Annotated in this window: 16 protein-coding genes; 1 reads left to right on the top strand and 15 read right to left on the bottom strand. The window is 38.2% G+C overall.

All coding sequences use genetic code 11. From position 1 onward, the window contains the following. Positions 1-25 precede the first annotated feature (25 nt). The 7 genes from pnpS to GH754_RS15355 form a co-directional block, all read right to left on the bottom strand. Positions 26-1762 (bottom strand): two-component system histidine kinase PnpS, encoded by a 1737-nt coding sequence (pnpS, locus tag GH754_RS15325; RefSeq protein WP_153729566.1) that lies wholly within the window; start codon positions 1760-1762, stop codon positions 26-28. Then, a complete protein-coding gene (locus GH754_RS15330; RefSeq protein ID WP_153729567.1) occupies positions 1763-2464 on the bottom strand; it encodes a response regulator transcription factor in 702 nt (233 codons plus the stop codon). Positions 2465-2630: 166 nt separating this feature from the next. Further along, positions 2631-3107: a MaoC family dehydratase gene (locus tag GH754_RS15335; RefSeq protein ID WP_153729568.1), complete on the bottom strand. Its 477-nt coding sequence runs from the start codon at positions 3105-3107 to the stop codon at positions 2631-2633. Positions 3108-3181: 74 nt separating this feature from the next. Further along, the gene (gene mdh, locus GH754_RS15340) at positions 3182-4132 is read right to left on the bottom strand and encodes a malate dehydrogenase (RefSeq protein WP_153729569.1); all 951 of its coding nucleotides are present in this window, start codon (positions 4130-4132) and stop codon (positions 3182-3184) included. Positions 4133-4159: 27 nt separating this feature from the next. Continuing rightward, on the bottom strand, positions 4160-5422 hold the full coding sequence (gene icd / locus GH754_RS15345) for an NADP-dependent isocitrate dehydrogenase (RefSeq protein WP_153729570.1): 1263 nt from the start codon (positions 5420-5422) through the stop codon (positions 4160-4162). Between the two features lie 128 nt (positions 5423-5550). Continuing rightward, entirely contained in the window at positions 5551-6666 is a 1116-nt protein-coding gene (citZ, locus tag GH754_RS15350; protein WP_153729571.1) for a citrate synthase, read from the bottom strand. Between the two features lie 288 nt (positions 6667-6954). Then, positions 6955-7428, bottom strand: coding sequence for a DUF441 domain-containing protein (locus tag GH754_RS15355; protein ID WP_153729572.1), 474 nt, complete (start codon positions 7426-7428; stop codon positions 6955-6957). A gap of 59 nt (positions 7429-7487) precedes the next feature. On the opposite strand from GH754_RS15355, the gene ytvI reads away from it, so the two are divergent. Next, positions 7488-8597, top strand: coding sequence for a sporulation integral membrane protein YtvI (ytvI, locus tag GH754_RS15360; RefSeq protein WP_153729573.1), 1110 nt, complete (start codon positions 7488-7490; stop codon positions 8595-8597). A 49-nt stretch (positions 8598-8646) separates the two neighbouring features. On the opposite strand, the gene GH754_RS15365 is transcribed toward ytvI, so the two are convergent. The 8 genes from GH754_RS15365 to dnaE all read right to left on the bottom strand — a co-directional run bounded on the left by GH754_RS15365 (position 8647) and on the right by dnaE (position 20477). Continuing rightward, positions 8647-9045: an FxsA family protein gene (locus GH754_RS15365; protein ID WP_153729574.1), complete on the bottom strand. Its 399-nt coding sequence runs from the start codon at positions 9043-9045 to the stop codon at positions 8647-8649. A 595-nt stretch (positions 9046-9640) separates the two neighbouring features. After that, complete coding sequence (pyk, locus tag GH754_RS15370; RefSeq protein WP_153729575.1) at positions 9641-11401, bottom strand: pyruvate kinase; 1761 nt, start codon at positions 11399-11401, stop codon at positions 9641-9643. A gap of 57 nt (positions 11402-11458) precedes the next feature. Further along, positions 11459-12418, bottom strand: a complete 960-nt coding sequence (gene pfkA / locus GH754_RS15375) for a 6-phosphofructokinase (RefSeq protein WP_153729576.1) — start codon at positions 12416-12418, stop codon at positions 11459-11461. Positions 12419-12600: 182 nt separating this feature from the next. Further along, positions 12601-13560: an acetyl-CoA carboxylase carboxyl transferase subunit alpha gene (gene accA / locus GH754_RS15380; protein WP_153729577.1), complete on the bottom strand. Its 960-nt coding sequence runs from the start codon at positions 13558-13560 to the stop codon at positions 12601-12603. After that, a complete protein-coding gene (gene accD, locus GH754_RS15385) occupies positions 13560-14417 on the bottom strand; it encodes an acetyl-CoA carboxylase, carboxyltransferase subunit beta (protein ID WP_153729578.1) in 858 nt (285 codons plus the stop codon). Before accD ends, accA begins: the two co-directional genes overlap by 1 nt. A gap of 186 nt (positions 14418-14603) precedes the next feature. After that, positions 14604-15218: a FadR/GntR family transcriptional regulator gene (locus GH754_RS15390; protein ID WP_153729579.1), complete on the bottom strand. Its 615-nt coding sequence runs from the start codon at positions 15216-15218 to the stop codon at positions 14604-14606. A gap of 30 nt (positions 15219-15248) precedes the next feature. Beyond that, on the bottom strand, positions 15249-16457 hold the full coding sequence (locus GH754_RS15395) for an NAD(P)-dependent malic enzyme (protein WP_153729647.1): 1209 nt from the start codon (positions 16455-16457) through the stop codon (positions 15249-15251). A 660-nt stretch (positions 16458-17117) separates the two neighbouring features. Continuing rightward, positions 17118-20477: a DNA polymerase III subunit alpha gene (gene dnaE, locus GH754_RS15400; protein WP_153729580.1), complete on the bottom strand. Its 3360-nt coding sequence runs from the start codon at positions 20475-20477 to the stop codon at positions 17118-17120. Positions 20478-20535: the final 58 nt, after the last annotated feature.

A 20535-nucleotide genomic window follows, 5' to 3' on the forward strand; every position in this document is an offset into this window, starting at 1 on the left:
TAATCCTCTGTTAGAATGATTTTATTTAGATCATTATGGTAAATGTAGTCCCTTTATTTGGTTCACTATCAACTGTAATCTTCCCATCATGTGCTTCCACAATATGTTTCACAATCGCCAGCCCTAGTCCAGTACCACCTGAATCCCGACTCCTAGCCTTGTCCACTCGATAAAAGCGCTCAAAAATACGAGATAAATGCTCTTTCGGTATGCCAATTCCTGTATCCTTTACCTTAATACACACTTCTTCCCCTACCCTAAAAGCCATCAACGTTACCATACCTTGTTTCGGCGTATATTGTATCGCATTTGTTAGTAGGTTTAATAAAAGTTGAGTAAAACGCGCTGAATCAACCTCTATCTGCAGAGTCGGTTCCTTTAATTCTACCTCCAGCAAAATCTCTTTATCTAAAGCAATGTGTCGTACAAGGGATAGTACATCATCAAATAAAGTTGCCACTGAGACCTGTTGTATATCGAGTGGGAAATCTTCCTTCTCCAATTTCGAAAGCTCCAGTAAATCCCCTATTAACAACTGTAGCCTTTCACTCTCTTTATAGATGATATTCAAGAATTGTTCTCTGACCTCACTATCCTCTTGAGCCCCTCCTAACAGGGTTTCTGAAAAACCTTTGATTGATGTAATAGGTGTTCGTAGTTCATGTGACACATTAGCTACAAAATCCTTCCGCATCTCTTCAAGACGTTTCATTTCAGTAATATCATGTAAAACTAAAACAACACCCTTCCAATCCTGGTTATGATTAAAAATCGGTGCTCCAGAGACGGCAAAAAATCGCCTCTCAATCCCTTGATGCACGACCATTGTTTTTTGCACATGGTCCTCTAGCATGAAAACATCTCTTACAACATTATGTACTTCCTCAAAGGCGATGGCATCATAATATAGGTAGCCAATATAAGAGCTTGCATCACCTTGAAATGTATCTAAAAAGGAACGATTAATTAATTGAATATAGCCTTTTTCATTAATTAAAACTAAGCCACTATCCATATTTTCTACAACAGCTATTAGGCGATCCGTTTGCATTTCCCGTTGAATGTTCATTTCATACAAATTTTGGGCTAGTAAATTAATCGAGTTTGTTAACTGGCCACCTTCTCCACTTTGAGTCTCATATGTTCTAGCATTATAATTCCCTTCTGCTAGCTTCCTTGCCACACCTGCAGCTGAACGTATGGGCTTTATGTACTTATCTTTAAAATGATAACCAATGACAAAGATGACCACTAACGCTACTGCTAATACAAAGCCAATTAATAACCACACATTAAACGTAAAGCCTGTTAATAACTGAATGGGTAGCGTTAAAACAAGATAAGCCTCTTCATCCTCTAAATAAAATGGATAATAATAGACATCATCTTTTAATAGCCCCCGTTCTAAACGGTTATTTCCCATAATCCTTGATTCTATCGTATTTATGACGGGAACATTATTCAATTCATCAAGGCTTGAACTTGTATTTAAAATAGCCCCTTCTTCATGATTATATAAAACTAGCCCAATATCTAGTTTCTCACTCATCACCTGTAGTTGCTGAAGCTTGTTTGAATAACGACGATCTTCACCCTCATCCAACATGGAAACGATATAGGAGCCTTCTGCAAAAACCCTTTCTTGAACTGCATCTAACATGAACTTTTTTGTGATTTGCACTAATAAAAACCCTAAGACAATCATAAACGCCATAATTAATATGGCATAGGTCAAAAAAGTTCGGGATGATGACTTTTTCATTTAGTTTGGATCCTCCAATTTATAGCCTAAGCCCCTTATTGTTTTAATATAAACAGGTTGTTTTGTATTGGGCTCAATTTTTTCTCGTAAGTGACTAATATGAACGTCTACGATTCGCGTGTCTCCAACAAATTCATAGTTCCAAACAGCACTTAAAAGCTGATCCCTTGAGAGCACTTTCCCAATATGATTAGCTAAATAAGCCAAAAGTTCAAATTCTTTTGGAGTAAATTCTAGCTGTTGCCCATTAATATATGCCTCATACTGTTCCGGATATATCTTCAAATCTCCGATGGTTACAATTTTATCAGTCGCTATCTGTTCATCATTACTCTTCTTAAAACGACGAAGGATAGCCTTTATACGCGCTATTACTTCACGTGGACTGAAAGGCTTGGTTAGATAATCATCGGCTCCAATTTCAAGACCAAAAACTTTGTCAAATTCTTCATCTTTCGCAGTTAGCATTAGTATAGGAACCTCAATCATTTTTTGCCTTAATAGTTTACAAACCTCTAAACCGTCTAATTTAGGAAGCATTACATCTAACACAATTAAATCATAGGGTTCATTTTCTGCCAGCTTTAACGCTTGTTCTCCATCATAAGCGGTTTCCGTTTGAAAACCAGCCTGCTCGATATTGTATTTTAACAACGTAACGATGGATTCTTCATCATCGACAATTAAAATTCTTTTCCCCATCTTTACCACCTCTAGCACGTTTATTATATCTATCATATAATGAACAGCTCTGAATAAAAAGAACATCTAGCGAAATTTTACATGATATTTACATTTTAGACAATATCAGAGACTAGTAACACAAAAGTCAAAAAAATAAGCCTTGTATAAACAAGGACTTACAAGTCTAATTAAAGTTTTCCAAGGATTTTGCAGTCAAAGATTCTAATTTATAGGGTGGACAAACCTCTAATTTCCCTAATATTACAGTGTCATTTTCCTCATCTGTTCCTTTGATATCAATCGTAACACAATGACCTGTTTCATCGATATTGGTTATGGTCATTTCTAAATGAATCTCAGCATAATGATAAACCGGCTTAGGATAAGACATTGACTCTTTTACTATATGACTCCCCGGTCCTGGTAAATGTAAGGATACCATTGACGAAACCATTCCGTATAGCATAACAGAAGGTACGAGAGGGCGTTTAAATGGAGTTTGAGCTGCATAATCATGCTGAATATACAATGGATTGGAATCAGAAGTGAGACCTAAGTATAATAATAAATCCTTATCCTCAACCTTTGCTTTCATTTCATGCTGGTCACCCACTTGAAGGTCTGTAATTTTTCGCCCTAATTTCCGTTTTTTAAAGACCATATCCTTCACCCCTTCTTTTGTAAGCGTTTTCTTATTCGTTCAAAAAGATTCGGGGGAATTGCCCCCGAATCCGTTTAACTATCAGCTTTTTCTAAAACTTGCATAACATTTTTAACAGAGTCCGCTGATTTATCTAATTCTGCTTTTTCTTCATCTGTTAAATCTAGCTCAACCACTTTTTCAATTCCATTCCCACCTAGGATGGTAGGTACGCCTAAATAAATATTATGATAGCCATACTCACCTTCAAGGTAAGCAATCGCTGGCAATACCCGGCGCTGGTCCTTTAAAATAGCCTCAGCCATTTCCGTAAGTGCAGCAGCAGGTGCATAATATGCACTACCATTTCCAAGTAAGTTTACAATTTCTCCCCCACCTTTGCGCGTACGCTCAACAATAGCATCAATGCGTTCTTGAGGAAGAAGTGTTTGCAGTGGAATTCCACCTGCATAGGAATATCGAATTAGTGGTACCATGTCGTCACCATGGCCACCAAGTACAAAACCTGTAATATCTTTAACTGATAGGTTAAGTTCTTGAGCCACAAAGGTCCGGAAACGAGCTGTATCTAGTACACCCGATTGGCCGATCACACGGTTCTTAGGGAATCCTGATTCTTTAAACACCGTATATGTCATGGCATCTACTGGGTTGGTTAATACCACAATGAAGCAGTCTGGTGAATGCTTTACCACTTGTTGAGTTACAGCTTTCATGATTTTAGCATTGGTATTAACTAAATCATCACGGCTCATTCCTGGTTTACGTGCAATACCTGCTGTAATTATGACTAAATCTGATCCCTTTGTGTCTTCATAATTAGAAGTCCCAACAATGTTGGAATCAAATCCTTGAACAGGACTTGCCTCAAGCATATCTAATGCTTTACCCTTGGTTGGGTTTTCCATATCAGGAATATCAACTAATACAACATCAGCAAGTTCCTTCTGCGCCACCATTAGTGCAGTTGTAGCTCCAGTAAAACCAGCACCAATGACAGATACTTTTTTGCGTTTAATCGTCATAAAGAATTCCCTCCTATTTACACGTGCTTACATATTTTGGATAAGTGCATCTCCAAATTCAGAGCATTTAACTTCTTTTGCACCGTCCATTAGACGTGCGAAGTCATAAGTAACAACCTTGCTAGCAATTGTTTTTTCCATTGCTTTAGTTACTAAATCAGCTGCTTCTCTCCAGCCAATGTGCTCTAGCATTAACACACCAGAAAGAATGACTGAAGATGGATTTACTTTATCCATGCCAGCATACTTTGGAGCAGTACCATGTGTAGCTTCAAAAATTGCATGACCAGATTCAAAGTTAATGTTAGCTCCTGGCGCGATACCTATACCGCCAACTTGTGCAGCTAATGCATCAGAAATGTAGTCACCGTTAAGGTTCATAGTTGCAACAACATCAAACTCTTTTGGACGAGTAAGGATTTGCTGTAGGAAGATATCAGCAATTGCATCTTTTACAATGATCTTACCAGCCTTTTCAGCTTCATCTTGAGCTTGGTTTGCTGCGTCTTTTCCTTTTGCTTCAACAATGCGGTCATACTCAGCCCATGTAAAGACTTTATCTCCATACTCTTGTTCAGCAACTTCATAGCCCCAGTTCTTGAAAGAGCCTTCAGTAAACTTCATAATGTTTCCTTTATGAACAAGTGTTACGCTTTTACGTCCTTCGTTAAGAGCATAGTCAATAGCTGCACGAACTAAACGTTTTGTTCCTTCTGCAGAAACTGGCTTAATACCAATCCCAGAAGTTTCAGGAAAACGAATTTTATGTACATCCATTTCTTTCTTTAGAAAGTCGATTACTTTTTTGACTTCTGGAGTTCCTTCTTGCCATTCGATTCCAGCATAAATATCCTCAGTATTTTCACGGAAGATGACCATATCTGTATCTTCAGGACGTTTTACCGGAGAAGGTACACCATCAAAATAACGAACTGGACGTAGACATGTAAATAAATCTAGCTCTTGACGTAGAGCAACGTTTAAAGAACGAATTCCTCCACCAATTGGCGTAGTCAAAGGTCCTTTAATTGCGATTTTATAATCACGAATCGTATCAAGCGTTTCGTTTGGAAGCCATTCACCTGTTTGATCATATGCTTTTTGACCAGCAAGTACTTCCTTCCACTCAATTGATTTTTCCCCATTATATGCCTTTTCAACAGCAGCTTCTAACACACGGGAAGCAGCAGCCCAAATGTCAGGACCAATACCGTCGCCTTCAATATAAGGGATTACGGGTTGGTTTGGTACATTCATTTTTCCATTTTCAACTGTAATTCTTTCACTCATGTTAAATACCTCCTAAAGAATAAATGACACATTTTTAATCATAAATCACTCATCTATACAATGCAAAACATGAAGAGAGAAGCCAGATTTACTGGCTTCTACATGTTAGCATACAACATAATATTCTGTTAGCGCTTTTCAATTGGTTCATATTGTTGTCCAGTTGGCCCAACATACTCAGCTCGTGGACGAATTAAGCGGTTGTTTTCATATTGTTCTAAAATATGAGCTAACCAGCCTGACACGCGACTAACAGCAAAAATTGGCGTAAACAAATCATGGTCAATTCCTAAGCTATGATAAACAGATGCGGAATAAAAGTCTACGTTTGCCGGAAGACCTTTTTCTTCTTTCATGTATTCTTCAATTTTGACAGACATATCATACCATTTAGATTGACCTGTTAATTCTGTTAAGTGTGCTGACATCTTTTTCAAATGCTTAGCACGTGGGTCTCCTTTGCGATATACACGGTGACCCATACCCATAATTTTTTCTTTATTAGCAAGCTTTTCCTTAATAATGTCAACCGCTTTGTCTGGCTCACCGATTTCTGTGAGCATTTTCATAACTCGTTCATTTGCTCCGCCGTGCAGAGGTCCCTTCAGAGCCCCGATAGCAGAAGTAATACCAGAATAAATATCTGACAACGTAGCTACACACACACGAGATGTGAAGGTTGATGCATTTAACTCGTGGTCAGCATGTAAGACTAGCGCCTTATTAATAGCCTCAACCTCAATGCTCTCTGCCTCTTTTCCATTTAACATGTAAAGGAAGTTTTCAGCAAAACCAAGATCCTTACGAGGTGCCACAGGCTCCTCACCTTGACGTATACGTGCAAATGCAGTTACGATGGTTGGCATTTTTGCTTGTAAACGAACTGCTTTACGGTGATTTGCTGCTTCTTCCATAACGTCTGATTCCTCATCATATAATCCTAACATGGAAACAGCCGTACGTAGCGCAGCCATTGGGTGTACAGTTTTGAGATCATAGGATTTCAAATGATCGATAACTGCTTTTGGAAGTTCCATTTCTTGAGCTATTTCTTTCTTTAAAGATTCAAGTTCATCTTGCTTTGGAAGACGTTTATTCCAAAGAAGAAAAATCACTTCTTCAAAGCTAGAATTTTCGGCTAAATCATCGATGGAATACCCCACATATGTAAGTTGGTCATCAATGATTGAACTAATTGACGACTCTGTTGCTACAATGCCTTCTAGTCCTTTTGTTCCTGCCATGAATCTCTCTCCTTTACGAAAAATTTCCCCACTTTTGTCTGAGTTTAATAAATTTTTTCACACCGTGTTGAGGTGTTTAGTTTCTCATGTCTTTTTAACCTTCATTTGAAAGTAAAAAAGTAAACGCTTTTAAAAGTAATAAAACAAATATATATCTGTACCCATACCTAATTATAAACAAAATTCAGTAGAATGTGAAATCATTTTATCTTTTACTGTCTCATTTTTTTAATCATTTCTTAATCATTTTTTAATAATCCATTAAATTTCATGTAGAAATATAAGCTTTCAAGCGAAAAATTGCAGAAAAAAGTCTGCAGCTTTAATTAGTAAATAAGCAATTCCCGCACCTATTAAAGGACCAACTGCAACTCCATTTAGCACCACCACTCCAATAATGGTCCCAATAACTAATGCAGTTGTTAAATGTGGGTCGCTCGCTAAAAGAGATAGGCCATCCCTTGCTACATACGCAATAAACATACCGGCGGCTAAACAAATCCAAGCATAATAGCTTTTTATACTTTCTAGTAACTCTTTAAATCCGATTTCACCAGAAGCAATTGGGGCGAGCACGGCGATTGTAATCACAATGACACCTAAGCTTATTCCTTTAGCCTGAAGATATGGCAATACTTTATCCTCAATTTGAAACAATTTTATGCCCAACAAAATGTATACAGCTATCATAATTGCTTGATTTTTAGCAATAAATCCTAATAGTAACAATATAAATAAAAATATAGTGGATTGAGCAAACATTGGTGTCTTCCTTTCTTTGTTCAAAAGTCATACAAGCTGTTATAAAGGAGGTTTATGAAATGGTACATAACATTCACATTCAACGTTTTATACGTTTTCTTATTGTGATAGGCATTATGGCTGGAGTGAGCATTCTATTTATTTATCTCTCAAAATATACGTATCCATTTATTTTCGCCCTCATTTTTGCATTTATCATGAACCCAGTTGTAAATTATATGGAAGAGAGGTTGAAATTTCCACGCCCGTTAGCTGTTATTCTCGTTATCTTCATGACTTTAGCAATTATTATTGGCATTATTACCTTTTTAATTGTTGAGATCATTACTGGGTTTACATACTTAGCAAAAGAGGTCCCCAAATATTTTGAAGAACTTGTGACTTTTTTTCAAGAATTAATTGCTGCTCAAGTTATCCCTATTTATGAGCGCCTTAGTTCGATGATTAATAATTTAGATGCCTCCTATCGAGCAGAGATCATGGATCAAATTAGTAATATAGGATCAAGCGTCTCGGAAACTGGTCAAGTAATACTGAAAAATATATTAACCTGGATCCCTAATCAAATTGCCGGAATTCCTAATCTTGCAACGGTATTAATCTTTTCCCTACTTGGAACCTTTTTCATCAGTAAGGACTGGAGAAAATTAAGTACAATGCTAAAAACCACAATCCCAACGTATGTCGTGAGTTCGAGTAACAATGTTTATAAAGGGTTACAAAACGCCTTTGTTGGGTTTATAAGGGCTCAGTTTATACTAATTTCTATCACCGCTATAATTGTCTTAATGGGATTACTGATTTTACAGATCGAATACGCTATTACTCTCGCTTTAATTATTGGAGCTATAGATTTACTGCCTTATTTAGGGACAGGTTTAGTCTTTGTACCTTGGATACTATACATGTTTTTTACCGGAAATTATTATTTGACCATAGGATTGTCGATACTTTATGCGATTGTCATCATTCAACGTCAGTTAATGGAACCGAAAGTACTGTCCTCGAGCATCGGCTTGGATCCTTTGGCTACATTAATTGCCCTTTTTGTTGGCTTTCAATTGTTAGGGTTTCTTGGGTTGATTGTGGGTCCGGTAACATTGGTTATTTTAAATACACTTTACCAAGCGGGAGTTGTGCGAGAGGTATGGGAGTATATAAAAGGATAAAGTAATGAGGAGGGTGCCCATAGTGCACTCTAGGCACCCAAAGGAGCTGTTACCGCCATCTACCAAAAATAGTGATGGTTCCATTGTCCAGCATTTTTCTTACCAATGTTTTCATCCAACGCTTGATTGGGAATCTGGTAACGGGAAATAATAAAATAAAGGCAATTGTATCGGTGATAAAACCGGGAGTAAATAACAGGACAGCCCCTATTAAAATAGCAAGTCCATCAAAGATTTCTTCATGTGGAAATCGACCATACCCTAGCTGGTTTCTCGCTCGATTAAGTGTATCTAAGCCTTGTTGTTTGGCTAAAAATGCTCCAATCACACCAGTTATAATAATACCTAGTACGACAAACATTACACTAAATACATCACCAATCCACATGAACACACCAATTTCTAGTGCAGACATAATGACAATAAATAAAAATACAAATCGAAACATTATCTATCATTCCTTTAATTTGAACCCTTTAATTTGAACGCTCTTTTTTAAGAAAATCTTGTTTTTAAAAAAAGAAAGAAAATACGACGTAATTATTACTATTAATTGTGGCTTAAATCGTACTATGAAATCGAGTGCAAGCATACCGTTCCGGCAGAATACTCCGCTATTGGAGTGTTCTGATGAATACATGGTTAAAAGCTTTTGATTAACCAATAGTTCAGCTTTATACAAACGAAAGAGGCACCCTTTTTAGCGGAGGAAATACACGGAGACTCCTGTGGGAGCAAAGAGACAGCTGAGACCCCGAAGCGTAGCGAGGAGGCTCAGCGCTCGCCCGCGGCAAAGAAGACACTATGAAAACGAACAAAGGGAGTTTGAGTAGATGTCGCACTTGTGCCCTTGGGTGAAAGCGAAGTGTATTTCCGGAGCGATGGTTGCTCACTCATTATATTCATAATTTGAAACTAGTACGCTAAAGTTACATCGCATTTGTATAAACGTTGATGTTTTTATACTTTGCAGTAGAGCCAATTTAAAAGAGGATTTAATATTTAACAAAAAGGGAGGAAAATCTCCTCCCTTTCTACTCTTATTATAATACACTGGCATGTCCACGGTAAATATCACCGCGAGCTGCATCGATGGTAATTTCCGTACCATGTTCAATGATATCTGTCGCATGGTCAACACCAACAACAACAGGTATCCCTAAGCTAAGGCCTACAACAGCAGCGTGTGAGGTAAGTCCCCCTTCTTCGGTGACAATACCTGCCGCTTTTTCAATGGCTGACATCATTTCTTTATCTGTGGAATTTGATACAAGAATATCTCCTTCACGTATCTCATCTAAAGCATTTGAAGTACTTGTTGTGACAAATGCTCTACCAAAGGCGTGTCTCTTACCAACACCTTGCCCCTTTGTTAGAACATCTCCAACAATGTGTACCTTCATGAGATTAGTTGTACCACTTTCACCTACAGGTACCCCGGCAGTAATGATCACTTTATCCCCACGTTCAAATAATCCTGAATCAAGTCCTCGGTCAATGGCAATATCCAACATTTCATCTGTGCTGTTGACCGTTTTGCCAATAACAGCTGTTACGCCCCAAGCAAGGGATAGCTGACGCTGTACCTTTTCATGCGCTGTAACGGCAACAATGGAAGCCTTAGGACGATATTTAGATATCATTCGGGCCGTATGTCCACTTTCTGTTGGTGTCAAAATGGAGCTAACCTGTAAAGTTTCAGCAGCATATGAAACAGACTGACTAATGACATCTGTAATGGTAACATCTACTTCCCTAGTGCGATTTTCAAAAATCATTTGATGATCTAAGGAACTTTCCGAATGCACAGCAATGTTGTACATTGTTTTCACAGACTCAACCGGATATAGTCCTGCAGCTGTCTCCCCAGATAACATGATGGCATCTGTACCATCAAAAATCGCATTTGCTACATCACTTGCTTCAGCTCTAGTTGGACGAGGGTTACGCTGCATAGAATCTAGCATTTGTGTAGCTGTAATGACGGGTTTCCCCGCCATGTTACACTTCTTGATGAGTTCTTTCTGTACTAGAGGGACTTCTTCTGGAGGAATCTCCACCCCTAAATCACCTCTTGCTACCATTAACCCATCACTAACCTCTAGGATGTCATCAATATTATCGACACCCTCACGATTTTCAATTTTCGGTATGATATGAATATTTTCTGCATGATATTTTTCTAATAGTTCTCGAATTTCTAATACATCTGATGGTCTACGTACAAAGGAGGCAGCAATAAAGTCAATTCCCTGCTCAATTCCAAAGACAATATCATTAGCATCCTTTTCAGTGATTCCCGGTAGGTTCACACTGACATTTGGAACGTTGACCCCTTTTTTATTTTTCAAAATACCTGAATTTAATATTTTCGTATTGATTTCACCAGCATCTCGGTTCACTTCTGTTACTTCAAGTTCAATGAGCCCATCATCTAAAAGAATTTTAGAGCCAACATGTACATCATCAATGAGACCTGGATAGGTAACAGAGAACTTGGACTCGTCACCTTCTACTGCGTTCATTGAAACGATAACATGTTCACCTTTTGTTAGTTGCACCTCACCATTTTTCATATCCCCAGTTCTAATTTCCGGGCCCTTCGTATCCAGTAAAATAGCAACGGTTTGATTTTTGTTGCTGGCTGCTTCACGAATATTTTTTATTCTTTGTAGGTGCTCCTCATGATCTCCATGCGAGAAATTTAGCCTAGCTACATTCATTCCTGATTCGATTAGTTGCTCTAGCTTTTCAACTGATTCAGAAGCTGGACCAATTGTACAAACAATTTTTGTTTTTTTCATGTGAATCCTCCTCCATATTTCCAACCTGTATATATCCAACTCAAGGAGTATGGATGATTATATAGATAGTTCCTTAGATAACTGATACATTGAAAGTTCAGGCTTATGTGCCATATCCAATACCTTAATAATATCGTGGGCAACTATTTCATTCCCTTGGATACCAACCATTTTTCCGCCTTGTCCATCTAAAAGAAGATCAACAGCTTTTGCACCTAAACGACTAGCTAAAACACGGTCGTTTGCAGTTGGTGATCCTCCACGCTGGGTATGTCCTAGTACCGTAACTCGGGTCTCAATACCCATTGCTTCTTCTATCTTTTTTCCGAATTCCAAACCGCTCCCAACACCCTCAGCAACGAGGATGATGCTGTGTCTCTTTCCTCTCTCATGACCACGCTTAATCCGCTCAATAACATCTTCAAATTCATCACTTTTTTCTGGGATAAGAACACTTTCTGCACCAGCTGAAACCCCAGCCCATAAAGCTAGATCTCCTGCGTCTCTTCCCATAACTTCAATTACATATGTACGCTCATGCGAGGTTGCTGTATCGCGAATTTTATCCACTGCTTGGATGACAGTATTTAAGGCCGTATCAAAGCCAACAGTGAAATCAGTACCTGGTATATCATTATCTATTGTACCGGGCACTCCAATACATGGGAAACCTTTTTCGGTAATTTTTTTGGCCCCGCGGAATGAACCATCACCACCAATAACAACTAAGCCTTCAATGCCCAGTTTTTTCATCTGTTCAATACCCTTTTGCTGACCTTCGTCCGTTTTAAACTCTTGACTACGAGATGTATATAGAGAGGTTCCACCTTTTTGAATGATATCCCCTACAGAACCTAGCTCCATCTTTTTTATATCACCATTAATTAAGCCTTGATATCCATAATAAACGCCATAAACATCTAATCCATGATAGATGCCTTTACGTACAACTGCCCGAATAGCTGCATTCATCCCTGGTGCATCTCCACCACTTGTCAGGACACCAATTTTTTTCATCATAATCACCTCTAACTTTTTTTGCGAAATATCTAAGATTGTTTTTATGAATAACCCCAATCGTAACTATATACAATTTTCCTCTAAAATTGAAATAAAAACTCATATAAAATTTATCTAATTTGCTGATTTGAATTAGAAAAAAAGAGCGTGCAATCCCATGATTGCACGTTTTCTAATGCTTAGAGTGTCGTATAAGCACCTATCTTTTTATATTTTTCCCAACGTTGCTCTAATAATTCGTCCTTTGAATAAGATGTCAGCTTCTGAAGGGATTTTTGTAAAGTCTCATAAATATTATTCGCTTGTTCAGCTACATTACGATGAGCTCCACCTCTGATTTCAGGAATAATGCCGTCTATAATTCCTAATTCATTTAAATCATATGAAGTGATTTTCATTGATTCCGCAGCCCTTTGTGCTAAATTGGAATCTTTCCAAAGTAATGCAGCTGCCCCTTCAGGAGAAATCACAGAGTAAGTGGAATTTTCAAGCATATAAATATGGTCACCCACACCTAACGCTAAGGCTCCACCACTTCCTCCTTCCCCAATCACAATGCAAATGATGGGTACGGTTAATCCGGCCATTTCTTTAAGATTACGAGCAATAGCTTCACTTTGACCGCGCTCTTCTGCTGCTTTGCCAGGGTAGGCACCTTTAGTGTCAATAAAACAAATGATCGGACGGTTAAATTTATTCGCTTGTTTCATTAATCGTAGTGCTTTACGATAGCCTTCAGGATGTGGCATACCAAAATTGCGGCGAATATTCTCCTTCGTATCCTTCCCTCTTTGATGCCCAATAACCGTTACAGGTGTTCCATTGTACTTAGCAACACCCGCAACGATTGCTTCATCATCTCCATATAAACGGTCACCATGTAATTCTACAAAATCCTCAAAAATTTCGTTAATATAATCGAGTGTAGTCGGTCGATTAGAATGACGAGCCATTTGCACTCGATCCCATGGTTGCATATTCCCATAAACCTCTGATTCTAACTTTTCCAAACGGTCTTCAAGCTTTTTAATTTCGGAGGTTAAATCGATATCACTTTCACTTGTAAATTTCTTTAGCTCGGCAATTTTACTTTTTAATTCGATTACAGGCTTTTCAAATGGGAGTACTTGATCTTTCATTAGGACTCACCTCCCGGCTGGTGAATTTCTAATAGTATGCTTAAAGTTCTTTTCATGTCATGGCGATGAATCACCTTATCCAAATGACCGTGTTTCATTAAAAACTCAGCTGTTTGGAAATCATCTGGTAATTTTTCACGTATGGTTTGCTCAATAATCCGTCTTCCGGCAAAGCCTATTAAAGCGCCTGGTTCTGCAAAATTATAATCTCCAAGTGATGCAAAGCTAGCAGAGACTCCACCTGTGGTTGGGTGGGTCATCACGGAAATCATGAGTCCACCAGCACGGCTAAATCGTTCAATGGCTACTGACGTTTTTGTCATCTGCATCAAACTGAGAACACCCTCCTGCATTCTCGCTCCACCAGAAGCCGTAAAAATAATAAAGGGTAAGTTCTCTTCTCTGGCATTTTCAATAGCTCTGGCTATTTTTTCGCCAACAACAGAACCCATACTCCCCATTCGGTATCGAGCATCCATTACGGCGAATGCTGTTTCATATTGGTCTATGATTCCTTTACCAGTTACCACCGCTTCATTTAAGCCTGATTTCTGTCGGTCCTTCTCCAGTTTCTCTACATAGTCAGGAAACTCAAGTGGGTTTTCGGAAATCATGTCGCGATCCCACTCAACAAAGGAATTCTCCTCAAATAGCATATGAATTCGTTCCCAGGCCGACATTTGGTGATGATGGTCACAATTCGGACATACCTGCAGCTGGTTATTTAGCTCTTTACGATAAAATATTTGTTTGCATTGAGGACACTTTTTCATTAATCCTTCTGGAATATCTTGTTTCGCTTCTTCTCTAGGTATTGTGGCATATTTCCTCTTCTTGCTGAAAAAATCCTTTAGCAAGTGAATTCCTCCTTTATTAAAAAAGAAAAGCGGAAGGTCCGGTAGTCAATAGATGCATTTGTTCACATCGTTATCGGCCCACCTGGAGCATTGGTTTTGTATTAATACTTGTCTAATCTATATCATCATAATCAATACATGTTGTGAAATTTGTAAAAGCTTGTCTTTTTCTAAACGACAATTTCTTTATAATTTATATAATTGCAGAATGATTTTCTCGGTATCTTTTTGCTTTTTGTTTTTTAAAGCCATAATCAGATTCTCATACATGGATTTGTCATAGTCTATGTTGTGGACCGTACGTGTGAATTCTTCAACTAGTTGCCATATTTTAAGAAACAATTGATTGCCACTCATTTTAAGTAAATAATAAAAAAAGTAAAAATGACGTTCGTTCATCGTTCGGTTTTCCCGAGTGATTTCTAACAATGCTTTACAATCGTCCTCTTTTAAGCATTCCATAGCCAATCTTGCTGCCGATTGTTCAAGCAACATTTTCACCTGAAGTAGCTCTTCCTTCGTTTTGGATTCATGCAAAATAAAGGTAGACAGTAACGAAACCGTATTAAAAGGTCGATATTCCTTTAAAAATGTCCCTTCACCATGCTTCGTTTCAATAATACCTAAAAGTTCAATAGCCCTTAACGCTTCTCGTACTGAAGAACGACCTGCATTCAACGTTTCGGATAAGTACCGTTCTGATGGTAAACGATCTCCTGGTGATAATTTATTCTCGTCTATAAATTGACGGATTTGCTCTAGTACTTCCTGATAGACTTTCGCTTTTTCTTGGTTTGACACTTAGGCATTCCCTCCACGAACGGTAGCACATTATTCTTCATCAATTAAGGTTAATTTCCGTGTTTTTTCGGCTACTTCTTCTGGGTCTCTATTAATACGAGCCACTCCAGATTCCATACCTGCCTTCGCAACACTTGCAGCAACGGCTGGAGCCACACGGGAATCGAATGGTGCTGGAATAACATAATCCTCATTTAATTCCTCTTCACTAATCAGGTTTGCAATCGCTTCAGCTGCCGCAATTTTCATACGCTCATTTATGCGTGTTGCTCTAATATCAAGTGCACCTCTAAAAATTCCTGGGAAAGCTAGAACATTATTCACCTGGTTTGGGAAGTCTGAACGGCCTGTCCCAATCACCTTCGCGCCTGCTTCTTTTGCATCCTCCGGCATAATTTCAGGATCAGGGTTTGCCATAGCGAAAATAATCGCATCATCATTCATACTCTGTACCATTTCCTTAGATAAAAGACCTCCAACAGAAACGCCAACAAAAACATCTGCATCTTGAATAACCTCTTCAAGTGAACCTTCTATCTTGTCTTTATTGGTTATCTTTGCAACTTCATCCTTCACTTCATTCATACCATAGGAGCGACCCTCAAAAATGGCACCCTTAGAATCACACATGATAATATCTCTTACACCAAAATGGTATAGAAGTTTTATAATAGCAATCCCAGCTGCCCCTGCACCATTAGCCACAACTTTTATGTTAGAAAAGGATTTATTCACAAGCTTTAAGGCATTAATCAATCCAGCTACAGTTACAATTGCTGTTCCATGTTGGTCGTCATGAAAAATAGGAATGCTTGTCTCTTTTTTTAATCGCTCTTCGATAATGAAACAATTTGGTGCTGCAATATCCTCTAGATTCACTCCACCAAACGTAGGTTCCATAAGCTTGACGATTTGTACAATTTGATCAACATCATGTGTATCTAAACAAATCGGAAATGAATCCACACCAGCAAAGCTTTTGAATAGAGCAGCCTTCCCTTCCATTACAGGAAGTGCTGCCTCAGGACCAATGTTTCCAAGTCCTAATACAGCTGATCCATCGCTAACAACGGCAACCATATTCCCTTTCATTGTATATTCATATACATCTTCTTTTTTATCGTAAATAGACTTACATGGTTCAGCTACCCAAGGTGAATAAGCCAAACTCAAATCACGTGCATTTTTAATTGGAACTTTCGAGTATGTAGCCAGCTTCCCCTGATTGACTCGGTGCATATGTAATGCTTCTTCTTTAGAATTCCTCACAAACAATCGCTCCTTTATATGGTTATAGTGATAATTCTATAATTCCAAAATGGTCAGACCACTACTAGACTACTCTTCATTATAACAAATGCCTAATGGGTGTAAAGTATAGAATTACACCTCTTACCACTTTCTTCAGGGCACAAAGCAGCAAATTTTTGATTGGCGTTTGTTAGTGTATGTTACTTTTTATAAGGTTGTTTTGTAAACGTCATTGCCTTTTATGCTTCGGATTAGATAGAAAATGCAACGTAGTAAAATAACTTTAAGACTCACCAAGTCGTTCAGATGCCGATTCATGCTTATCGTTTCAGCAGAATTTTTCGGTAGTCATGAGTGAGTCGTGACACCCGAAAAAACAATAATGAGCCAAAAGCGAGTGTCATGAGGGGTTCATGACGTCCGAAAGAACAGCAAAGAGCTAAAAACGGGTGTCATGAGGGGTTCATGACGCCCTTTTTCTGTTTCCGCTGATAATTCGTTTGTCATTAGTAACCCTGTAACGCATATTTCACTCTTTTTACCTAGTACGTCATGAATATTTCTTTACGCGTGTATTAGTGTCAATGCAAAAGAACCACAGCGCCCGGTAATACGTCACAGTTTATATATTTTTAGTCAAAATAAGATCTATTGTTTTAAAACTACAAAATCATTCCCAAAATAATTCTTAAGCTTTTTCATACATTCATGGTTTGGATTAACGTTATATTGACTTGTTAATTGATAGGTCTCATGTTTTCGATTCGAATGAACAATTACCGGAACATTTCCTGGATATTCTGTAGCCACTTGTTGTAAAAATTGAAGCTGTTGCCGTTCATTTTTATCCAAGAATTGAATATACATACGCCTTTTCACTTCTTCTGTTTTGAATTGATCCGGTTCAAAGAGTTGAGCATGCTGGATATTCCATTGTAGTCGTTCATTACGCATTTCAATTTTTCCTTCAAGGTATATTAAAATTTCCTCATCAAGCCACCGATTGATGTCCCTGTACAGGTTAGGAAAAATAACTCCTTCCATTTCATCCGTTTCATCCCCCAGAGTTACAAAGGCCATTTGATCTCCTCTTTTTGTCCGGATAACTTTAACAGACTGAATCGCAACAACGCCTTTAACTTTTTTGCCAACCTGGTTTACTTTTAATTGACGGATAGGAAGGTAGCCATTTTTTCTTAGTTTATCCCGAAATGTGGATAATGGATGGCTGGATACATACATGCCTAACACTTCCTTTTCAAAGGAAAGCACTTTAAGTAATGGAAAAGGCTCTGTCTCAGTATAGCTTGATTCAAGAAACAGCTCTCCACTAAAGAAGCTTTCCTGGTCATCAATCCCACCAAACAACTCCCCCTGCTCGATTGCTTGGTCAATAGAGGCTAATAATGTAGCACGATGCTTACCTGTTTCATCAAAGGCACCGGCTAAAATTAAGGATTCAATGACAGTTCGATTCACAACCTTTAGTGGGATACGCTGGCAAAAATCGAACAAGGAACGAAAAGGCCCCTTCTTTCTAGCTTCTAAAATGGCATCAATAGCCTGTTTTCCAACTCCTTTGATTACAGACAAAGCCATTCGAATAGAATTCTGTCCTTCAACTGTAAAGACTCCATGACTTTGATTTATCGAAGGAGATAAAATTTTTAGAGAGAAATTTTTCGTTTCCCTACTATACTGTTTTACCTTATCTTGGTCATATGATACCGAACTGAGTAGAGCAGCGAAGAAATATGACGGATAGTGTGCCTTTAAATATGCTAAACGATACGAAACCATACTATAGGCGACAGCGTGGCTACGATTAAAGCCATAATTAGCAAAAGCCACAATCCAATCGTAAATTTCATTGGCTACATCTTGAGGGTATCCCTTTTTAAGACAACCTGAAATAAACTTTTCTTTTTCTGCCTCTAGTACTTCTTTTTTCTTTTTACTGACAGCTCTTCTTAACAAATCGGCCTCACCTAATGAATAGCCTGCAAATTGGTTTGCAATTTGCATGATTTGCTCCTGATATACAAGGACACCATAGGTTTTTTCTAGAATCGGCTTTAAATCTTGATGCGGGTAACTTACTTTTTCTCGTCCATGCTTACGATCTATATAGTTAGGGATAAACTCCATTGGCCCTGGACGAAAGAGAGCATTAACCGCCACTACATCCTCAAATTGTGTCGGTTTAAGATCCTTCAAAACCTTTTTCATACCAGCAGACTCTAACTGGAAGACACCTGTTGTATATCCTGCTTGTAATAGATGAAACGTTTGCTCATCAGTAAAGGGTATCTGCTCAAAGGAAAAGGTCTTCGAGTGAGAATACTGAATACGTCGAAGGATTTGCTCCATTAGAGAAAGGTTTCGTAACCCTAAAAAGTCCATTTTTAAGAGACCAATTTGCTCTAGATCTGCCATAGGATATTGAGTTAATGAAATTTCCCGCTGTCCTTTTAATACCGGAATAATCTCGTTCAGAGGTGTTTCACTCAGGACAACCCCTGCAGCATGTGTTGAGTGATGCCTAGGTAGTCCCTCTAATTTCACTGCTATTTTAAAAAGCATTTTAAGCTTCTCAGATTGTTGGACATACTTCGTTAATTCTGGTGAATCCTGCAATGCCACTGAAATCGAGGATGGTTGCTGCGGGATACTGCGTAATAGGAACTTGGCATCCTGATCATCAATTCCCATTGTTTTGATTAATTCCCTTAATAGTGAACGGGTACCGAATGTACCGAACGTAATAATTTGAGCAACACGATCATGTCCATACTTCGCGTGCACATACTCGATCACCTCGTCACGTCGGTGATCGGAAAAATCAATATCAATATCAGGCATGTTCATTCTCTCGGGATTTAGAAACCTTTCAAATAAAAGATCATAACGAATGGGATCAACCTCTGTTATATCTAGTAAATAGGCCACAATTGATCCCGCTGCCGATCCTCTTCCTGGACCTGTTAAAATCTCCTGCTCACGGGCAAATCTCATAAAGTCCCAAACAATCAAAAAGTAATCACTAAAGTTCATCTGCTGAATGACGTTTAATTCGTGGTTTAACCGTTTTCGAGCCCGTTCATTCTGCTCCTCATACTTTGACTTCAAGCTATCAAAGCAAAGTTTGCGTAAAAGCTGTTCAGATGTTAAGCCGTCCTGGCTGGGAAAAGTTGGTAACATAAGCTTTCCAAACGGAAGCTTCACATCAGATTGATTGGCTATTTTCAATGTATTGCGCAGTACCTCTGGCCATTCTTCTTGAAAAGCCTTACTCATATCTTCTGCGGATGACATTTGAAATCCTTTACTATTGGTCATATCCTTTTGAAGAGACCAACGTTTCCCTTCCTTCATTGCCTGTAAACAATCAAAGGCAAGATAGTCCGATTCATTTCCATAGCGTACATCTTGGATGGCAACCGGCTCAAATCCAAATTCTTCACAAAACCTTTTCATCAATTGAATAACTTGAAATTCTTCACGATTTCGGTAGGCCTTGATTCCAAGATAAAATTGCCCTTTTGGTAATTGACTAGTAAAGAGACTAACAATTGACCTCGCCTCATTTACCTGGTTACCCATGAAATAGAAATAGAGACTTGATTGATGTATTGGTAAGATTACATTTAAATGCTGACTATACGGAATAAAATCAGTAAGTGATATGTATGATTGATCATTCTGTGAAATGATGGATGAAAGCTTAATTAACTGTTTATATCCATCATAGTTTTGGGCTAGAAGAATCACTTGGTATTGTGTTTGAGTATCTTCTACCATGATGGATGTTTTCATTCCAATAATTGGTTTAATCCCTGCTTGATGACAGGCATTATAAAATTGTATAGCACCGTGCAAGACATGATTATCTGTTAAAGCAATAGCGGAGAAACCTTTACTTTTAGCACCTTTCACTATTTTATTTATGGTAAGTGTACTTTCCATAAAGCTAAACCCACTATGTACCTCTAAATGGACAAAATCCATAGCATCTCACACCTTTATTTATCTATTATTGTTTCATTATAGCTTATTAGAATAAACC

The organism is Salinibacillus xinjiangensis, assembly GCF_009649735.1.
GTDB classification, from domain to species: domain Bacteria; phylum Bacillota; class Bacilli; order Bacillales; family Alkalibacillaceae; genus Salinibacillus; species Salinibacillus xinjiangensis.

Excerpts from the sequence above, each read along its gene's own strand:
- pnpS (WP_153729566.1), bottom strand. The coding sequence starts at position 1,762 with ATGAAAAAGTCATCATCCCGAACTTTTTTGACCTATGCCATATTAATT.
- GH754_RS15330 (WP_153729567.1), bottom strand. The coding sequence starts at position 2,464 with ATGGGGAAAAGAATTTTAATTGTCGATGATGAAGAATCCATCGTTACG.
- GH754_RS15335 (WP_153729568.1), bottom strand. The coding sequence starts at position 3,107 with ATGGTCTTTAAAAAACGGAAATTAGGGCGAAAAATTACAGACCTTCAA.
- mdh (WP_153729569.1), bottom strand. The coding sequence starts at position 4,132 with ATGACGATTAAACGCAAAAAAGTATCTGTCATTGGTGCTGGTTTTACT.
- icd (WP_153729570.1), bottom strand. The coding sequence starts at position 5,422 with ATGAGTGAAAGAATTACAGTTGAAAATGGAAAAATGAATGTACCAAAC.
- citZ (WP_153729571.1), bottom strand. The coding sequence starts at position 6,666 with ATGGCAGGAACAAAAGGACTAGAAGGCATTGTAGCAACAGAGTCGTCA.
- GH754_RS15355 (WP_153729572.1), bottom strand. The coding sequence starts at position 7,428 with ATGTTTGCTCAATCCACTATATTTTTATTTATATTGTTACTATTAGGA.
- ytvI (WP_153729573.1), top strand. The coding sequence starts at position 7,488 with ATGGTACATAACATTCACATTCAACGTTTTATACGTTTTCTTATTGTG.
- GH754_RS15365 (WP_153729574.1), bottom strand. The coding sequence starts at position 9,045 with ATGTTTCGATTTGTATTTTTATTTATTGTCATTATGTCTGCACTAGAA.
- pyk (WP_153729575.1), bottom strand. The coding sequence starts at position 11,401 with ATGAAAAAAACAAAAATTGTTTGTACAATTGGTCCAGCTTCTGAATCA.
- pfkA (WP_153729576.1), bottom strand. The coding sequence starts at position 12,418 with ATGAAAAAAATTGGTGTCCTGACAAGTGGTGGAGATGCACCAGGGATG.
- accA (WP_153729577.1), bottom strand. The coding sequence starts at position 13,560 with ATGAAAGATCAAGTACTCCCATTTGAAAAGCCTGTAATCGAATTAAAA.
- GH754_RS15395 (WP_153729647.1), bottom strand. The coding sequence starts at position 16,457 with ATGCACCGAGTCAATCAGGGGAAGCTGGCTACATACTCGAAAGTTCCA.
- dnaE (WP_153729580.1), bottom strand. The coding sequence starts at position 20,477 with ATGGATTTTGTCCATTTAGAGGTACATAGTGGGTTTAGCTTTATGGAA.